This is a genomic window from Spirosoma luteolum, from assembly GCF_054778875.1.
This window is the reverse complement of record NZ_BAAGZE010000003.1, coordinates 1,066,720-1,084,346: the sequence shown is the minus strand read 5'-3', so window position 1 is coordinate 1,084,346 and position 17,627 is coordinate 1,066,720. Positions and strand designations below refer to the sequence as shown.

The window sequence follows — 17,627 nt, the reverse complement described above, 5'->3', positions numbered from 1 at the left end:
TGAGGGCTATTCCTTGGTCAGTACTTCATCCAGGTTAAGCAGCGTATTGGCCGATACGGTCAAAGCCGCCAGTTGCGGGCTGGGGTCAAGACAGTCGACGAGGGCGCGGGTTTCGGCGGGGTGCTGCCGGTAGTACGCTTCAGCCTGCCGGTAGAGCCGGTCGAGCACAGCCAGCCGGCCGGGGGTCGGGTTGCGGAACAGCAGCCGCCGAAAGCCCGCTGCCAGCTGCTGCCGGGGTGTCTGGCCACGCTGGGCCATATGCTGCGCCAGCTGCCGGGCCGCTTCCAGATACACCGGATCGTTGAGCGTTACCAGTGCCTGCAGCGGGGTGTTGGTCCGAATCCGGCGCGACTGGCAGAATTCGCGGCTCGGGCTGTCGAACGTAATCATCGACGGGTAGGGGGCCGTGCGTTTCCAGTACGTGTAGAGCGCCCGCCGGTGGGCATCGTCGCCCAGGCTCTGTTTCCAGCTGGCACCATCGTAGGGCGATTGCCAGATGCCATCGGGTTGCAGCGGCATCACGCTCGGGCCGCCCTGTTTGGGGCTTAGCAGGCCACTCACGGCCAGCGCCTGGTCGCGCACGGCTTCGGCCGGCAGCCGAACCCGCGGCCCCCGGGCCAGCAATTTGTTGTAGGGGTCGCGGGCCAGCAGGGCCGGCGTTACCGACGACTGCTGCCGGTACGTAGCCGACAGCACAATGCGTTTCAGCAGTTTTTTGAGGTGCCAGTGGTCGACTTCCATGAGGTCGACGGCGAGGTAATCAAGCAGTTCGCGGTGGGTAGGCGGGATTCCCTGCGTACCCATATCCTCGACCGTTTCGACCAGGCCCGTCCCGAACAGCTGTTCCCAGATCCGGTTGACTACCACGCGGGCCGTGAGCGGGTTCTGCCGGCTCACCAGCCAGCGCGCCAGGCCCAGCCGGTTGCGGGGCTGATCGGCGGGCAGGGGGGGCATGGAGCGGGGTACATCGGGCGTTACCCGGGCGCCTTTCACCAGCCAGTTGCCCCGTTCAAACACATGGGTTGGTCGGGCCAGATCGCCCTGGCCGTCGAGCAGAACGGGTGTCTGATCGGGGTCGGCATTGAGCAGGGCGAGCAGCTGCTTTTCCTGCGGGCCGGGGGCCATAACGGGCTGATCCGGCAGGCGGGGCTGGGCCGATACCCACTTGATCAGCACCCACTCTTTGGGCGTTTTGGGGCTATTGAGTGACAGGTAGAGATGGTGCCGGCCGGTGAGGGCGGGCAACGGAATCAGCTGAATGGTATCGTTCCAGGCATTGCCCGTTCTGGGCACCGGTACCGTGGCCAGAACGCGGCCGTTGAGACTATCCTGCCGAATGGTAACCACGGCATCCGACGCGTTGGTGCCCCAGGCTACCAGCAGGCGGGGGCGGTTGGTCAGGGTAACGCCACGAACCCGGGCCGAACCCCGGTGCTGAAACCCGAAGTATTTGGCGTCGAGTAGCGACGCGTTGACGAGCTGATCGAAGTCGTGGGAGTTGATCTTGGGCTCTACCAGCCGGGCAAAGCGGGTGAGGTCGCGGGCGGCCGTGGCGCTCCGGGTAGCCACAAACTGCGTCAGGCTGACCAGCTTAAGCGAGTCGGCGGGCTTGTAGAAGCGCAGGGTGGGCGTATCGCTGACCACGTCTTCATCGCGGGTATTGTTAAAAAACGCCAGGTATTTGTAGTACTCCTCGTGCCGAAACGGATCGTAGGGGTGGCTGTGACACTGTACACAGGCGAAGGTGGTGCCCTGCCACACATCCCAGGTAGTATTGACCCGGTCGAGGAGGGCAGCCGTCCGGAATTCTTCGTCCTGCGTGCCGCCTTCGTCGTTGGTCATGGTGTTCCGGTGAAAGCCGGTAGCAATGAGCTGATCGTCGGTAGGCAGGCCGCCGTGCGGGCCGGGCAGCAGGTCGCCGGCCAGTTGCTCAACCGTGAACTGATCGAAGGGTTTATCCTGGTTGAAGGCGTTGATTAGCCAGTCGCGGTAGCGCCAGATGGTGCGGCCACCGTCGCGTTCGTAACCTTTGGTGTCGGCGTAGCGGGCCAGATCGAGCCACATACCCGCCCAGCGTTCGCCGTAGGCCGGGTGCGCCAGCAAACTGTCGACCAGCCGCTCGTAAGCATTGGGCCGCGTGTCGTGAACAAACCGGTCTACGGCGGCTTCGGCAGGCGGCAGGCCCGTCAGGTCGAACGCCACGCGCCGGAACAGGATAGCGCGGTCAGCTTCGGGCGAGGGGGTGAGGCCCGCCGGGCGCAGTTTCTCCAGCACAAAATGGTCGATGTCGGTGCGTGCCCACCGGCTCTCGTCGCTATCAAACAGGCCAAGCCGACTCCAGAGCGTACCGATGGCCGGCAGGGCGGGGCGCTCAACGGACTGGTAGGCCCAGTGGTTTCCCCAGGCCGCGCCCTGATCGATCCAGGTACGCAGCAGGTCGATCTCATCGTCAGAGAGGGGGGGATGGTCGAGGGGCATCCGCTCGTCGGGGTCGGTAAGCGTAAGCCGTCGGATCAGTTCGCTGCCTTCCGCATCGCCGGGCACAATGGCGCGCCGGCCCGATTTGGCGGGGGCCAGGGCCTCCTGTTCAAACAGCAGCGAAAAGTCCCCCGCTTTTTTGACCCCGCCGTGGCAGGCTATGCAGTGCTTGTTGAGCAGGGGTTTGATCTGGGTGTTGTAGTCGACCCGCGTGCCAAAGAGGCCCGGAAAGCCCGAGAGGGTAAGCACAAGGCCTATGGCTGCCAGGCCAATACCGATCCAGCGCAATGTCATACGGTCAATGACCAACCGGCTGCAGCCCGATCCCGACGATCGGGCTGAGTTGGTCCATACCCTAAAGGCCAACGGGCTGAAACTCTCCCCGTTTGCGCCAGTCGATGTCGTCCGGGTGGGGCGGCAGTATCGGCCTGGTCGATTGGCTGACTACTGGGTTCGGATGTCGGTGCGGGCGGTATCGTCCTCGCCGTTATCGACTCCGTTGTTGGGTGTCGAATCGGAGTCGGCAGGCGCGCTGGCGATTATCTGGCTGGTGCAGCTGCCTGCTCCGGCGGCCGTTACGCGGGCCTGAAACACCAGCGTGGTACTGCTGCCGGCGGCCAGTTGTGCCACCGTGCCCGTAACAGTCGAACCGCTGGCGGTCATGTTGCTGCTCGCTACGAATGTCTGACCGGCAGGCAGGTAAGCGGCTACCGTGGCTGTAGTTGCCGTAGCACCCCCTCGGTTGCTTACCAGGAGGGTGTACGAAATGATGTCGCCCACACGCGGGGCCTGGTTGCTCACGACCAGGCGGAGGCTGAGGTCGGCAGTATTCGGATCGGCCGCGGGCTGATTCGACTGTACAGCGGGGAGTGGCGTCTGATTGGGGTTGGGCGAGGTGTAGACCGCTGGGCTGGTCTGGCGGGTGCGCAGGTCACCAGCGGCTGCATCGTCCTGCCCGTCGCCGGTGCCGCTGTTAGGCTGGCTGTCGGGATCGCTGGAGATGGCCTGCGCCACTTCGGCCGTGTTGATGTACAGACCCGGCGCCGTGGGACGCACCGAAAACGACAAGGTCGTGCTGCTGCCAGCCCCTAGCTGATCGACGGTGCCGGTAACGACCTGCCCGTTGTTGCTTACCCCCGACCCACCCACAAAGGCCAGGTTGTCGGGCAGGCGATCACGGATAACGAGGCCGTTCGCCGTGCCGGGCCCGTCGTTGGCTATGCCCAGCGTAATCGTAACGGGCTCATTGACGTCGGGTGTACGCTGGCTGATAGCCATGCTTAGCCGCACGTCGGCTTCGTTGGCCAGTGGGCTGATTTCGAATACGTTGGATGGTACGGCCGGCAATACGGGCGAGCTCGAAACTACCCGCAGCCTGAATTGTCCCGTCTGGTAATCGCCGGGCATGGTTACGGCAATGGGGCTGCTGGCACCACTGCCCAGCACCCGCAGAAAATGGCCCTGGGCGTCGAGGAGCTGCACCTGCCACTGATTGTCGCCGGCAAATGTACCCAGCGTAGCAAACGTGACGCTGATGGCAGCCCCCTGCGCGACGTACTGGGCAACAGGACCCGTAGCGGCAAACTGCGCGGGGGTGATGGGTTGGGCGTTCTGGAAAAACGCGTTGCTGAGGCTGTTGTTCCAGTTGCGGGCAAACCGCGACAGCCCCATGTCGCTCGGAATAATGTTCGGATTGAGATAATAGCGGGGATGCACGTCCGGCCGTGCGCTGTTCCGAAAGTGTACATCGGTGGCACCGGCGTTGCGGTTGATGATGGTATCGTTGTAAGGGCCCTGGAACACGTTGAGCCCTGGGGTGTCGATGACGCGCTGCTGCTCGTTGATTACGGCGGGGCGGGTAACGCTTCCGTCGAACGAGGCCCGGGCCACCACCCACGGCAGGTTGCGCCCCCCGTAGTCCTGCCGCGATTTCTGAATGACGTTGGTGAGCCGGTTGTAATACTCGGTAATGCTGGAGTTGCCCTGCCCATCGTCGAACTCGGCTTCGCCCTGATGCCACAGTAGCGCCCGTGCGCCCGACACCGAGAGGTAATAGCCCAGTACGTTTTTGAGGTTGGTGTAGGGTTGCAGATTGGCCCAGTTTTCCACGCAGTAGTACCGGTTGCAGGTGGGTTGCCCATTGGCCGTTTTATACCAGTTCTCAACGGTCGAACCGTCCCAGCCCGTTACGTAAAAAGCAACCGGTACGTTGTAGCGGTTCACGATATAATCGCCCAGCTCGCCCCAGCCCCACGAACTTTCGGCCATCGGGAAAATGCGTCGGCCCGCCGTCAGGGATTCAAAAACGGGTACGGGCGACGGATCGCCCGACGATACCAGCGACTGGGCGCCGGGCGGGTAGCTGTGGTTGATGGAGTCGATGGCGTTGACGCGGTCGGTAGCCGTACCCAGGTCGTTATCGCCCGAGCCCAGCCCCCGCGCGTTCGATTGCCCGGCCGTCACGAAAACTTCGCCGATACCAACGGGTTGCAGGCTACTCTGCGCCGTTACGACGCCCCCCGATACCGTGCGAACGTTCAGTACGTACCAGCCCCCGGTACCGGTCACGTAGCCCAGAAACAGACGATTGGTGGGGTTAGCCTGCACCAACTGCCAGTCGGTAGCGGTGCCCTGCCCGGCCACCACGGGCGTTAGCTGTGCTTCGACCCGCTCGGCCGTATTGCTCAGCTGGCCGGCCAGATAAATACGCCCGGTTCCGTCGGCCCCGCGCTGCACCACCAGCCGGGCCATGGGGTGCGCCAGCTGAATCTGTGACCAGCTACAGAGGGGTATGCAAAGCAGAAAGAAAGCGATACGTAGACGTTGAGCCATACCGGATTGTTGCGTAACTGTTCAAGCGCAAAAATAAGGTCCATTCCGGGTTTGTCAGGGCCGCTGTCTGGAAAAGCGGGACTACGGCGTCCGGAGCAGTAGCTGAGCCGTATCGTCTTCGCCGTTGGTCGTTCCGTTGTTCGGCGTCGAATCAGGGTCGGCTACAGAGGCTGTTTCCAGTTCTGCCCGAATCGCTACCGGCCCCGCCTGGTGCAGCAGCAGCGGCACGGTAAGGCTGAGGGCTTGTCCGGACGCTACCATGCCGGGCAGTACCAGCGATAGCCGGGTGCCGCCCGCGCTGCCGGTATGACCATCGATCTGCGCTCCTTCCGGTATCCAGACGGCCACCCGGATGGCGCCCGCCGGGAGGCCCCCTTCATTGCGGACCGTTAGCGACAGGTCCGTTGGCTGACCGGGCAACAGTACCGCCTGCGCCGTGGCCAGCTGCAGACTCAGATCGGCTTTGGCCGGGTCGGCGGGTGGCTGGTTGGAGCGCACCGGGGGGAGCGGACGCTGGTTGGGGTTTGGGGAGGTATAGACCGCAGGTGTTATCTCGGTAGTACGAAAATCAAGCACGGCCATGTCGTCTTCGCCATCGCCGGTTCCCGAATTGGGGGTTGAGGTCGGATCGGCCTGGTCGGTAGCCGTTACCTGCGCCGTGTAGATGTACTGGCCGGGCCGGGTGGGGCGTAGCAGAAGGGTATATTGTACCTGATTGCCAGGGCCAAGCTGCGGCAGATGACCCGTGAGCTGCCGGTCGGTTACGGCAAATCCTGAGGTCGAAACCACGTCGAGCCCATCGGGAAGGTGGTTGGTGTGCTGAATGTTGGTGGCGGTTTCGGGGCCATCATTGCGCACGATGAGGTACACTTCGATGGGTTCGCCCACGGGAACGACGCGCCGGTTGGCCAGCATCGCTACGGTCAGGTTGGCCAGCTGGCGGGGAGCGTTGCTGAACACGTAGGTACCGCTGCCCACTTCAAAAATGATGCGGTCGCCTTCCTGACGCAGCAGCCGCACGCCATTGGCCAGGGCGGCCCGCTGGCCCCCTTCCCAGACCTGATCGGGGCTGCCGGCGGGCACGGCCACTTCGGCCCGGCAGTTGCCCGGTACCGTTACCGTCCAGCGGAAGGTGTTGCCGTCGAGCTGCCAGTCGCTGCCGATAAGGCCGTAGGGCGAAGTATGACTGGCGGCTACCTGCGTCAGCTTACCGACGGGCGTGGGGTGCATGCTGATGCGCCGGAAGGCGGGCGAAGTCGCTTTGATGCCAGCCACGTTTTCGTACAGCCAGATGAGCAGATCGCCCAGCAGCATCACGTGGTTGCCCGAATTCATGGCCGGGTTGGCGGTGTCGCCGTTCCAGAGTTCCCAGATCGTGGTGGCCCCGCGCTGCGCCATGTAGCCCAGGCTGGGGTACGTGGTCTGGGTGCTCATCTGGTAAGCCAGATCGATGCGGCCGATGCTCGTCAGGGTGCGCATAAGCCACTGCACGCCCACCACCCCCGAACTGACATGCGTGCCATATTCGCCCGTAAGACGACCCACCAGGTTGTCAATCACGCGCTGCCGCCGGTCGGCCGGCACCATGTCGAACGCCAGGGGCAGCACATTGGCGGTAGTGGTGTTGTTGGCGTATTGCTGCAGGCCCGCATTCCAGTGGTTACGGTTAAACGCATCTTTTACGAACCCGGCCCGCTGGGCAAACCACGCCTGGTCAGATTCATTGCCCACGATGGTCGCAAACCGCTCCAGCAGTCTCAGAATGTGGTAATAATGAGTCGAGCCCAGCACCGGGCCCGGCGTTTTGCGGGTTGGGTCCTGCGTGATAATGACGTCGGGCGACTCGGGGGGAACGGCCCAGTCGCCGTATTCGTCGCGCCAGTAGTCGTACTCGTGCTGGTATTTGTCGATGTAGAACAGCCACTTCTTCATCGAATCATAGTGGGCGCGAATGGGCTTGTCATCGCCAAACTGGTCGTAGAGCATATTGGCCACCGACACATAGGCGGCTGGCCAGGTAATGTTGTCGGTATATATCTTCCAGTAGGAGGGGGCCACGTCGGGAATGCTGCCCTGGTCCGACTGGGCATCCTGGATATCGTCGAGCCATTTGGCATACAGGGCCTGATTGTTGTACAGAAAGCTCTCCCCCCGGGCCCCGGTTGTGCGGTCGCCCAGCCAGCCATGGCGCTCGTCGCGCTGCGGACAGTCGGTTGGAATACCCTGGTAGTTGCCTTTTATGCCCCAGTCGGCATTGCGGACAATCTGGTTCAGCAGGGAGTCGGACGTGGTTAGCCGGCCATGCTGCGCCATATCGTCGTAGAGCACACAGCCATCGAACTGCTCGACGGTGGGTGGCTGGGCGAAGCCCGTCAGTTCAACGTAGCGAAAGCCGTGGTAGGTAAAGCGGGGCTCCCATACTTCGGGGCCGTTGCCGCGCAGAGTGTACACATCGGTCTGTTGGGCCGACCGCAGGTTGTCGGTATAGAGCGACCCGTCGCCGTTGAGGCTTTCGCCGAAGCGCAGGGTCAGGCGGGTGCCGCGCGAACCACTGATCCGCATCCGAAGCCAGCCGGTCATGTTCTGGCCCATGTCTAGCATGTACACGCCCGGGCGCAGCGGTCTGATGGTGCGCGGACGCAGGGTCTGCATAATCCGGATGGGCGGGTTGGTCTGGCTTTCGAGCCGGCTGGCCGGAGCCGCCACAGCCTCGGCCTGTAGCCAGGCGTAGTCGTCGAAGCCGGTTTTATGCCAGTCGGTCAGTTCGCGGGTCGCGTCGTATTCTTCGCCATCGTACTCGTTGTTGGCCCGGATAGGCCCATCGGCGGTTGCTTTCCACGAAGGATCGCTGATTACGGTCTGGGTACTGCCGTCGTCGTAGGTCACTTCGAGCTGCAGCCAGAAGCGGGGCATGCCGTAGTGGGTAGTCTCGGGCAGACCGGCTTCGTTGAGCCGCATCCGGAAAAAACGCCCCGTACCCAGCGTAATACCCAGCGCGTTAGCCCCTGGGTGCAGCAGGTTCGTTACATCGTAGGTGTTATAAAAAACCCGTTTGTTGTACTCGGTGGGGCCGGGCGCCAGCACCTGCGTTCCCACCCGGTTGCCGTTCAGAAACAGTTCGTAGAGGCCCAGGCCGCAAACGTAGGCCGTGGCCTGCCGGATGGGTTTGTAGAGGTAGGTTTCCTTGCGAAAGTATCGCGCGGCCAGCCGGGTTCGATGCGCCGTGGGGGCTTCCCAGTCGAATGTTCGCTCGAGGCCCGTCCACTGCGCCAGCCGGTCGGCGGGCTGCATCAGACCCATGCGCCACTGGGCGGGGGTGCTCCAGCCTGACTGGGTGCCCGAGGTGGCCCGAACGGAAACTTTCCAGTAGCAGACGGTTCGACTGGTGAGGGCCTGCCCACGATAGGACACCCACAGCGACTGATCGCTCGTGACCACGCCCGAATCCCACAGGTCGCCTTCATTACGCGCCAGCTTCTCGGCCGAACTGGCCACCAGCACATGATAGGCCGCCTGCTCGATGCCGCGCTCCGGCCCCGTCAGCGACCAGCTGAGTCGGGGAGTAGCCGTCTCGAGCCCGACCGGATCGACCAGGTTTTCACACCGTAACTCGGTGGGGGTGAGGGCCGCCTGTGCGAAGAGGCAGGCCTGAATCAGAAAGAAAAAACTAACGCTGAGGAGAAGCCGCGGGCGGACCATGCAGTACTGGAAAAGAGTCGGGTGCCTAGCCCCGTACATTTCCCGTGCCGAACGTCATTCGAGTCACAACGGATTGCCCGATCGGGCCGGTGGACCTGAAAAAGGGCCGGTGTTGCCACCGGCCCCGCCTGTACTGTCAACTGGGCTGCTACTTATAATTTGCCGCGCAGGAAGTCGGCGGTAACGTTTTCGCCCTCAGGTAGTTTAGCCATCTCTTCGGGTGTACCGGCGAAGGTGATGTAGCCACCCAGCTCACCCCCATCGGGCCCCAGATCGATGATGTGATCGGCGTTTTTTATCACCTCCATGTTGTGCTCGATGATGATGACCGAATCGCCCTGATTGACCAGCGCGTTGATGGCTCCCAGCAGTTTACGAATGTCGTGAAAATGCAGACCGGTGGTGGGCTCGTCGAAGATGAACAGGGTACTGCCTTTGTTTGGATTGCCCTTGCCCAGAAACGACGCCAGCTTCACCCGTTGCGCTTCGCCCCCCGACAGGGTATTTGCCGACTGGCCCAGTCCGATGTAGCCCAGCCCAACATCCTGCAGCGGCTGCAGCTTATCGGCCATTTTGGGGTCGACCGTCCGGAAGAAGGTAATGGCTTCATCGACCGTCATGTCCAGAATGTCCGACACGTTTTTATCGTGCAGCATCACCTCCAGCACTTCCTGCTTGAAGCGTTTGCCGCCACAGCCTTCGCATTTAAGGTAAATATCGGCCATGAACTGCATCTCAATCTTCACCTCGCCCTCACCCTGACAGACTTCGCAGCGCCCCCCGTCGACGTTGAACGAGAAGTGGCTGGGTTTGTAGGCCCGGGCTTTCGATACCGGCTGGTCGGCCATCACCTGCCGCAGGTAGTCGTAAGCTTTGATGTAAGTGACCGGGTTGGAGCGGCTCGATTTGCCGATGGGATTCTGGTCGATCATCTCGATGGCCGAGATACGGTCGAGCGACCCGCCCAGGCTGTCGAAGCGGCCGGTGTCTTCAGCGGTTTCGCCCCGGTGCCGCATTAGGGCCGGATACAGTACTTTTCGGATGAGCGTGCTCTTGCCCGATCCCGATACGCCCGTCACCACCGTCAGGGTGTTCAGCGGCACGCGGATGTCGACATGCTTGAGGTTGTTTTCGCGGGCTCCCTTCAGGTCGATGAAGGCCGTGGGCTTGCGCCGGAAGGTAGGCGTCGGCACCGTTTCGCGGCCGGTCAGGAAGTCGATGGTGTGCGACACGTAGGGCGTGCCGGTCGCCGGATTTTCGAAACCTGCCGTCTGATCGCTGTCGGTCAGGGCCACCACGTCGGACCAGGTACCCTGGAAAACGAGGTTGCCGCCGAGCGAGCCCGCGTCGGGCCCAATGTCGATCAGCTGGTTGGCCGCCCGCATCACTTCTTCTTCGTGCTCCACCACAATCACGGTGTTGCCCAGGTCGCGCAGCGATTCGAGCACACTCACCAGCCGTTTGGTGTCGCGCGGGTGCAGCCCAATGCTGGGTTCGTCGAGAATATACATCGACCCCACCAGCGCCGACCCCAGCGAGGTGGCCAGCTTGATTCGCTGGTATTCACCGCCCGAGAGGGTATTGGTCAGTCGGTTGAGGGTCAGGTAGCCCAGCCCCACGCGCTCCATGTAGTCGAGTCGGTTGCGGATTTCGATCAGAATGCGGTTGGCTACCTGTTGCTGGTGGGCAGACAGGTCGAGATCGCGGAAAAAGCGGGTTGCCTGCGTGAGGGGCATCAGTACCAGATCGGTGATGCTCATGCCGCCTACTTTCACGTAGCTGGCATCCCGACGCAGCCGCGAGCCCCGGCATTCGGGACAGGTGGTTTTGCCCCGGTAGCGCGACAGCATGACCCGGTACTGTACCTTGAAGGTCTGGCTTTCTACATAGTCGAAGAAGCTGTTCAGCCCCCGGAAATACGTATTGCCCGTCCAGAGCAATTCCTGCTCGGCCGGCGTAAGGTCTTTGTAGGGGCGGTGAATCGGGAAGTCGAAGCGAATACCATTGCGCAGCAGGGGCTTCAGAAACTCCTCGCCCATTTTTTCACTGCGCCAGGGCATGATGGCTCCCTCAAATACCGAGAGGTTTTTGTCGGGTATGACCAGATCGGGGTCGATACCCAGCACCTTGCCAAACCCGTCGCAGCGCCGGCAGGCTCCGTAGGGGTTGTTGAACGTGAACAGGTTTACGCTGGGCTCTTCGAATACGATGCCGTCGAGCTCGAACTTATCGGAGAACACGCGCGATTCGCGACCAACTACGTCGACCCGGCAGGTGCCTTCGCCCTCGCTGAAGGCCGTCTGCACCGAATCGGAGAACCGATACTGGTTATCCTCGTCGGGCTGCCCGGCTTCGTCATAAATCACCGTGCCCCGGTCCACCAGAATTTCAAGGTTTGTGGTGGGCAGCTGGTCGGTCTGGTCGGCCTGCTGGAGTAGTTCTTCAATGAACTTTACGGCCCGCCCCGCCGGCCCTTCGTCGACCACAATCCGGGTGTAGCCTTTCTGGAGCAGAATGTTCAGCTCCTGCGACAGCGTACGGTCGGCCCGGACGCGCAGGGGCGCCAGAATCATAACGCGCTGGGCGCCACCGTCGGGTCCTTCGGTAAAGCTGTACATGTAGTTGACCACATCGGTCACGGTGTCTTTCTTCACCGGCAGGCCCGATAGGGGCGAGTAGGTGACACCGGCGCGGGCAAACAGCAGCTTGAGGTAGTCGTAGATTTCGGTCGAGGTACCCACCGTGGAGCGGGGGTTGCGCGTCGATACTTTCTGCTCGATGGCAATGGCCGGCGACACGCCCTTGATGTACTCGACTTCGGGCTTTTCCATGCGGCCCAGAAACTGGCGGGCGTAGCTGCTCAGGCTTTCGACATACATGCGCTGTCCTTCGGCAAAGAGCGTATCGAAGGCCAGCGACGATTTGCCCGACCCCGACAGGCCCGTCAGGACAACGAGCTGATTCCGGGGGATGGCAACATCAATTCCTTTCAGATTATGTACTTTCGCCCCTTTGATGATAATGAACTGCTTGGGGTCGAGTTGGTCAACGGAACGGGGTGCCTGCAGGCGTTGCCGTTCGGTTTCCGATGTATGGGTCATTCGCTGGATGAGTCGGGTAAACTGGATCTTATTTCTAACGGTTTTGGGCTCGGATAGGTTCTTTCTGATCCGACCGGATACCGGCCAATGCCAGTCGCCGGCAACGCGGGCCAACGGTCTAAAACCCAGATGACGAATGGAATTTGCAACACAGGATTTGATTCGGCTGGCGGCTGCCCTGGTGATGGGGGGGCTAATCGGTGCCGAGCGTGAGTACCACGGCAAACCGGCCGGCTTCCGCACCATGATTATGATCTGCGTGGGATCGGCGCTGTTTACGCTGGTCTCGACCCGTATTGCCGTTGGCTCGGGCGACCGGATTGCGGCCAACATTGTCAATGGCATTGGCTTTCTGGGGGCTGGGATCATCTTCCGCGACGATAACCGGGTGAAGGGGCTGACTACGGCTGCAACGGTCTGGGCCGTATCTGCGTTAGGGATGTGCGTAGGGAGCGGGCACTACGATATTGCGCTGGTCGGCTTTGTGTTTATTGCGGCTTCGCTGCTGTTTCTGTCGGGTTTTTCGAAAAAAATCCAGCAGCTGAACCAGATTCGCGACTACAAAATCGTGACGCCCTTTCGCAACAAAACGCTCGATCAGTACGAAGCCCTCTTTGAAGAATGTGGCCTGACGCCCTCCCGGAACCTGCAACAGCGTATCGGTACCGATATCATTGGCCGATGGCGCGTGTCGGGCGCCCAGAAAAAACACGAGAAGTGCATTAAACGCCTGCTCAACGACCCGGAGGTAAAAGAATTTACGTTTTAATTTCGTTAGTAGGTAGACCTGCTTTTTTGTCTAAATCGATATGAGTTCTATTCAGAAGTTCCTGTTTATCATAGCGTTGCTGAGTAGCAGCGTTGCGTTTGGTCAGCTGACCGAAGACCCGGAAGATCGGCGCGAACAGGGTAAAGACCCCCTTCGTACCCAAACACCCGAAGGGCGCCCATTGCCGTTTGGGCAGCGGCTGCGGTTTGGGGGCGGCATCAACGGGCTGCGTTTCGGTAATCCCTTCAGCATCGGCGTATCGCCGGTAGTGGCCTACCAGGCAACCGAACGGCTGGTCGTTGGGGTGGGCGGCAGCTACACGTACACGCGTTACAAAGGCTACACCACTTCGGGCTCAACCGTACCCCTGTCGACCTACAACCAGTATGGCGTGCGGGGCTTCGGGATGTATGAGTTTATTCCCTCCATCCTGCCGAACCTGTACCTGCACGGTGAGATCGAGAACAGTACCATTTCAGTCAAGAATGACCAGACGGGGGCCACGGGCAGCTATGGGCTGACGGCTCCGTTGCTGGGGCTTACTTACTCGCAGCCCATCTCGCGCCGGTTCGGCGTCAACCTGACGGCCCTCTACAACCTCAACTACAACCAGAACCAGGCGGTGGCGCAGGCCATCTACGGTAGCCCGCTTATTATCCGGCTGTCGTTCTTCTAAGTCAACTGCTGCCATAAAAAAAGCGTCGCTACTCTCCGTAGCGACGCTTTTTTTGTGCGGTTCGGCCAAGCGCCGGGGGCAAGACTACGGTAGACTATCCCAGAGAATGTCGGCAATACGCTGCATGCCCGTGTCGTTGGGGTGAGCCGCCACATCGGCATTGGCATACTGGCTGGCAAAAAACGAGGGTACACCCACCATGCTTTTCATGTCGGCAACGGGATAGCCCTTCTCGGCAGCCACCTGACGCACAACCGCGTCGTATTTGGGGCGATTCCAGACACTGGTTGAGCAGATGATCTGCACGGGGCCACCTGCCTGCGAGGCCAGTTTGTCGAGAAACTGCCGGTATTCTCCTAGGAAGTTGCGGGCCGTTACGTCGGCTTCGGTCACGTTTTCGCCAATCCGCACCACGATCAGATCGGGTTTGAACGACTGTACAGGCAGCACAAATTCGTCGACACTGTAGGAGGGCAGGCCAAAGTACCGCTCGAAGCTACCGCCCGAATACAGATTAACCTGCATATTCGAATTCAGGCGTTTGAGGTTGGTTGTGAGCAGATACACAAAATCTTTGTCGGGGGCCGAAGCGGCCATACCGTTGGTGTTGGTCCAGCCAAGGTTGGGAGCCGGAGCGTGGCTCATGATGCTGTTGCCAATAATCATGGTCCGTTTGAAAAACGGCGTAACCGTAGCGGTGGCCGTAGCCGAGGTCAGGTCGTTGACGCGCACACGGGCCAGAATCGGTTTTTTACTGACGACGGGTGCCGATGTTCCTTTCACCCAGGAGGTTCCGTTGTCGGTGGAGTATTCGATGAATGCATTTGTTGGCATGCCAGTTGCCGTGATGCTGACAGTGGTACCGTAAGCCAGGGTGCCGGTCTGCTGACTAAAGACGGGGGTTGGCAACCCCTGCGGAATGGGGGCTGGCGCCACGGTAGTCGGCATCACGCGCGACACCGTGATGGTACGACAGGCGGGGTCGGTGAGGGCTGCCGATGTCGTTAGGCCCGGATCGATCTGCGCACACCCGTACTGCCAGACGCTAACGTAGAGAAGACAGGTTAGGCCAAACCGAAGCGTGGCCGTGCCGATCCGATACTGTTTTAATAGTTGGTTCATACAGAAAAGCGTTACAATCTGCATGGCCAACTCGCCAAAAGCGTGCCAATGGTCACAAAAAGAAAGCATCGACCACAAATCACCTTTCGGTATGATTGCCGATATAAGTCCAAAAACCGGTTCGCCGGCCGTCAATAGGTCTGCCATACAGGTGCGGGGAGGAGATGCAGGCGTAAAGTAGTGCCAATCAGTAGACAATACATAGACGTCCGGATCAGCGGTCCTTCATGCGCTGTTAAGTTTTGTTTACCTTTGTTACCTTTCCACAAACGTCGCCCATGCTGTTCAGTTCGGCAATTTTTCTGTTTTTATACCTGCCGTCGTTTCTTGTCATTTATTATCTGTTGCCCCGGCGGTGGCATAATGCGTTTCTGTTTGCCGCCAGCCTGGTGTTTTACGCCTGGGGCGAAGGCATGATCGTTCTGGTGCTGCTACTCTCGGCCGGCATCAACTACCTGGCCGGGCGGCTCATCGAGCAGGGTCATCGCCGGCTGGGGCTGTGGCTGTCGCTGGTGGGTAGCCTGTCGCTGCTGTTCTATTACAAATACGCCAATTTTCTGTTCGATTCGGTGCGCGGCTTTGCTGAGGCCTTTGCCCTGCCCGTTTCCGAAGGCCTGACACTGGCGCAGATTGCCCTCCCGATCGGCATCAGCTTTTATACGTTTCAGGGCATTTCCTACACACTCGACATCTACTGGGGGCGTATCCATGCCAACCGCAGTTTTCTCGACTATGGTACCTACGTGGCCATGTTTCCGCACCAGATTGCCGGCCCCATCGTTCGCTACGCCGATATTGCGCCCGAGCTGACCGACCGCACCACAACGATCGAAAAATTCGGGGTGGGTGCCGAGCGATTCATCATCGGCCTGGCCAAGAAAGTGCTTATTGCCAATACCTTCGCCGGCATGGCCGACACTGTTTTTAACGCAGCGCCGGGCAGTTACGATACACCAACCGCCTGGATCGGTATTGTGGCTTACTCCCTGCAGATCTATTTCGACTTTTCGGGTTACTCCGATATGGCCATTGGACTGGGTAAAATGGTCGGCTTTGATTTTAAAGAAAACTTCAACTATCCGTACGTTGCCAAATCGATTCAGGATTTCTGGCGTCGGTGGCATATTTCGCTGTCGAGCTGGTTCCGCGATTACGTGTACATTCCGCTGGGCGGCAACCGGGCCGGTAAGGTACGCACCTACGTTAACCTGCTGATCGTTTTTCTGGTGACGGGGCTCTGGCACGGGGCCAGCTGGAACTTCATTGTCTGGGGGCTGTATCATGGCGCGTTTCAGCTGATCGAACGGTTTGGGCTGGGGCGTCGACTTGAGCGGGGCTGGGCTCCGCTGGCCCATCTCTACACGCTGCTGGTGGTCATGATCGGCTGGGTATTTTTTCGGGCCGCCACCCTGACCGACGCGGTAACCTACCTGCGAAAAATGGCTGGCCTCGACGGCGTATCGTCGCAACTGGTTGCTTACCCGCCCACGTATTTCATCAATACCGAAACCGTGGGCTCGCTGGTCATCGCTCTTGTGTGCTGTACGCCTGTTTATCACCGCTTCCAAACGAGTTGGGCACGATTTCAGCTAGGGATTACTAAACCCGCTGTGCGCTACACGCTTGACTCGGTTTACGTACTCGGACTGGTGGGACTGTTTGTGATGGCCGTGATGTATCTGGCGGCCGACACCTACAACCCGTTCATTTATTTTCGCTTCTAACCACGCTCATCAATCGTAACTATGTTTTATCGACAACGTGACCCGGGACCTGTCATCGTGCAGCCCGTCAGCCGGGTCAGGCGATCCGCCACCCGCTTTCGATCAGTGCTGGCAGGCAGCTGTTTCTGCCTGCTGTTGCTGTTGCCTGCGCTCGATCAGTGGCTGGGGTTGTCGAGTTCGTTCCAGAGTACCGAGAAACGAACATTGTCGCCCCGGCCAGTGCTGCAGCTGCCCCACGTCATGACGTTTGTCGATCAGTTCAATCAATATTACAAAGAGAGTTTTGGGGGCCGAAACGCTCTGTTTTATGCCTATAGCCACTGGAAACTGAGTGTGCTGGGGCAATCGCCCCTGCCCGAGAAGGTGGTGGTGGGTAAGGATGGCTGGTTCTATCCCGGCAACTTTTTCGCCGATGTGGCCCGTCAGCATCAGGGACTGCGCCCAATCAGTCGGTCGATGATGCAGGCGATTGCAGCCCGGCTGAGCCGCTATCAGCAGCAACTGGCCCGGCGCGGAGCCCGGCTCTATGTCATGGTAGCGCCCGACTCCCACACCATTTATCCTGAACATCTGCCCGATAACCTGCAACGGACAGCAACCAGCGCCAATCTCGATGCGCTTTATCAATACCTGCAGCAGCACACGACCGTTTCAGTCATTGACATTCGTCGGCCCCTGCTCGACGCTAAGGCCGTGCGGCCGGTTTATTATCAGACCGATACCCACTGGAATGAATTTGGGGCCGTAGTTGCCTCTACGGCACTCGTCAACTACCTGCGCCACGATTACCCGACACTGCCCGAAGCCCGCCTGTCTGACTACCGGTTTCGGCCTGTGACCGGCGTTGGGGGCGATCTCACCACCATGTTGGCTGTCAACGACAGTTACCGCGATATGGTGCAGTACAAAGTAACGTCGCTGACCGGTGCGGGAGCCCGTCAGACGGCCAGCATTCCCAACGCAGAGATGAATTTGCCGTCGTCGCGTTTTGTGGGTCAGCAGACCAGCCGCCCCCGACTTTTGTTCGTGGGCGATTCGTTCAGCTATAGCCTTAATCAATACCTGCCGCCCTACTTCAGCGCGTCGTTTCTGGTGCGTAGCCGCCATTTTAACCCGCAGTTGGTGCAGGCCGAACAATCAGATATTGTGGTGATCGAGGTGGTCGAACGGAATCTGCATATGCTTGCTGACCTGTGATCACGTATTTTTGTTTGTGTGTACAGATC

At 60.3% G+C, this 17,627-nt stretch carries 9 protein-coding genes; 4 read left to right on the top strand and 5 right to left on the bottom strand.

All coding sequences use genetic code 11. The features are described from left to right. Positions 1 to 6 precede the first annotated feature (6 nt). From ACYVAC_RS07215 to uvrA, 4 genes are all read right to left on the bottom strand, one after another. A complete protein-coding gene (locus tag ACYVAC_RS07215; protein ID WP_461096925.1) occupies positions 7 to 2,772 on the bottom strand; it encodes a DUF1553 domain-containing protein in 2,766 nt (921 codons plus the stop codon). Positions 2,773 to 2,922: 150 nt separating this feature from the next. After that, a complete protein-coding gene (locus tag ACYVAC_RS07210; protein ID WP_461096924.1) occupies positions 2,923 to 5,310 on the bottom strand; it encodes a sialate O-acetylesterase in 2,388 nt (795 codons plus the stop codon). Between the two features lie 81 nt (positions 5,311 to 5,391). Further along, positions 5,392 to 9,009, bottom strand: coding sequence for a family 78 glycoside hydrolase catalytic domain (locus tag ACYVAC_RS07205; protein WP_461096923.1), 3,618 nt, complete (start codon positions 9,007 to 9,009; stop codon positions 5,392 to 5,394). A 152-nt stretch (positions 9,010 to 9,161) separates the two neighbouring features. After that, a complete protein-coding gene (uvrA, locus tag ACYVAC_RS07200) occupies positions 9,162 to 12,110 on the bottom strand; it encodes an excinuclease ABC subunit UvrA (protein ID WP_461096922.1) in 2,949 nt (982 codons plus the stop codon). A gap of 136 nt (positions 12,111 to 12,246) precedes the next feature. On the opposite strand from uvrA, the gene ACYVAC_RS07195 reads away from it, so the two are divergent. Then, positions 12,247 to 12,879: an MgtC/SapB family protein gene (locus ACYVAC_RS07195; protein WP_461096921.1), complete on the top strand. Its 633-nt coding sequence runs from the start codon at positions 12,247 to 12,249 to the stop codon at positions 12,877 to 12,879. Between the two features lie 40 nt (positions 12,880 to 12,919). Next, positions 12,920 to 13,555 (top strand): hypothetical protein, encoded by a 636-nt coding sequence (locus tag ACYVAC_RS07190; RefSeq protein WP_461096920.1) that lies wholly within the window; start codon positions 12,920 to 12,922, stop codon positions 13,553 to 13,555. An 84-nt stretch (positions 13,556 to 13,639) separates the two neighbouring features. On the opposite strand, the gene ACYVAC_RS07185 is transcribed toward ACYVAC_RS07190, so the two are convergent. Further along, positions 13,640 to 14,677 carry a GDSL-type esterase/lipase family protein gene (locus ACYVAC_RS07185; RefSeq protein WP_461096919.1) on the bottom strand — a complete coding sequence of 346 codons (1,038 nt, stop codon included), beginning with the start codon at positions 14,675 to 14,677 and terminating at the stop codon, positions 13,640 to 13,642. Between the two features lie 278 nt (positions 14,678 to 14,955). On the opposite strand from ACYVAC_RS07185, the gene ACYVAC_RS07180 reads away from it, so the two are divergent. Next, positions 14,956 to 16,401, top strand: a complete 1,446-nt coding sequence (locus ACYVAC_RS07180; protein ID WP_461096918.1) for an MBOAT family O-acyltransferase — start codon at positions 14,956 to 14,958, stop codon at positions 16,399 to 16,401. A 21-nt stretch (positions 16,402 to 16,422) separates the two neighbouring features. Continuing rightward, positions 16,423 to 17,598, top strand: a complete 1,176-nt coding sequence (locus ACYVAC_RS07175; protein ID WP_461096917.1) for an alginate O-acetyltransferase AlgX-related protein — start codon at positions 16,423 to 16,425, stop codon at positions 17,596 to 17,598. Positions 17,599 to 17,627 lie beyond the last annotated feature (29 nt).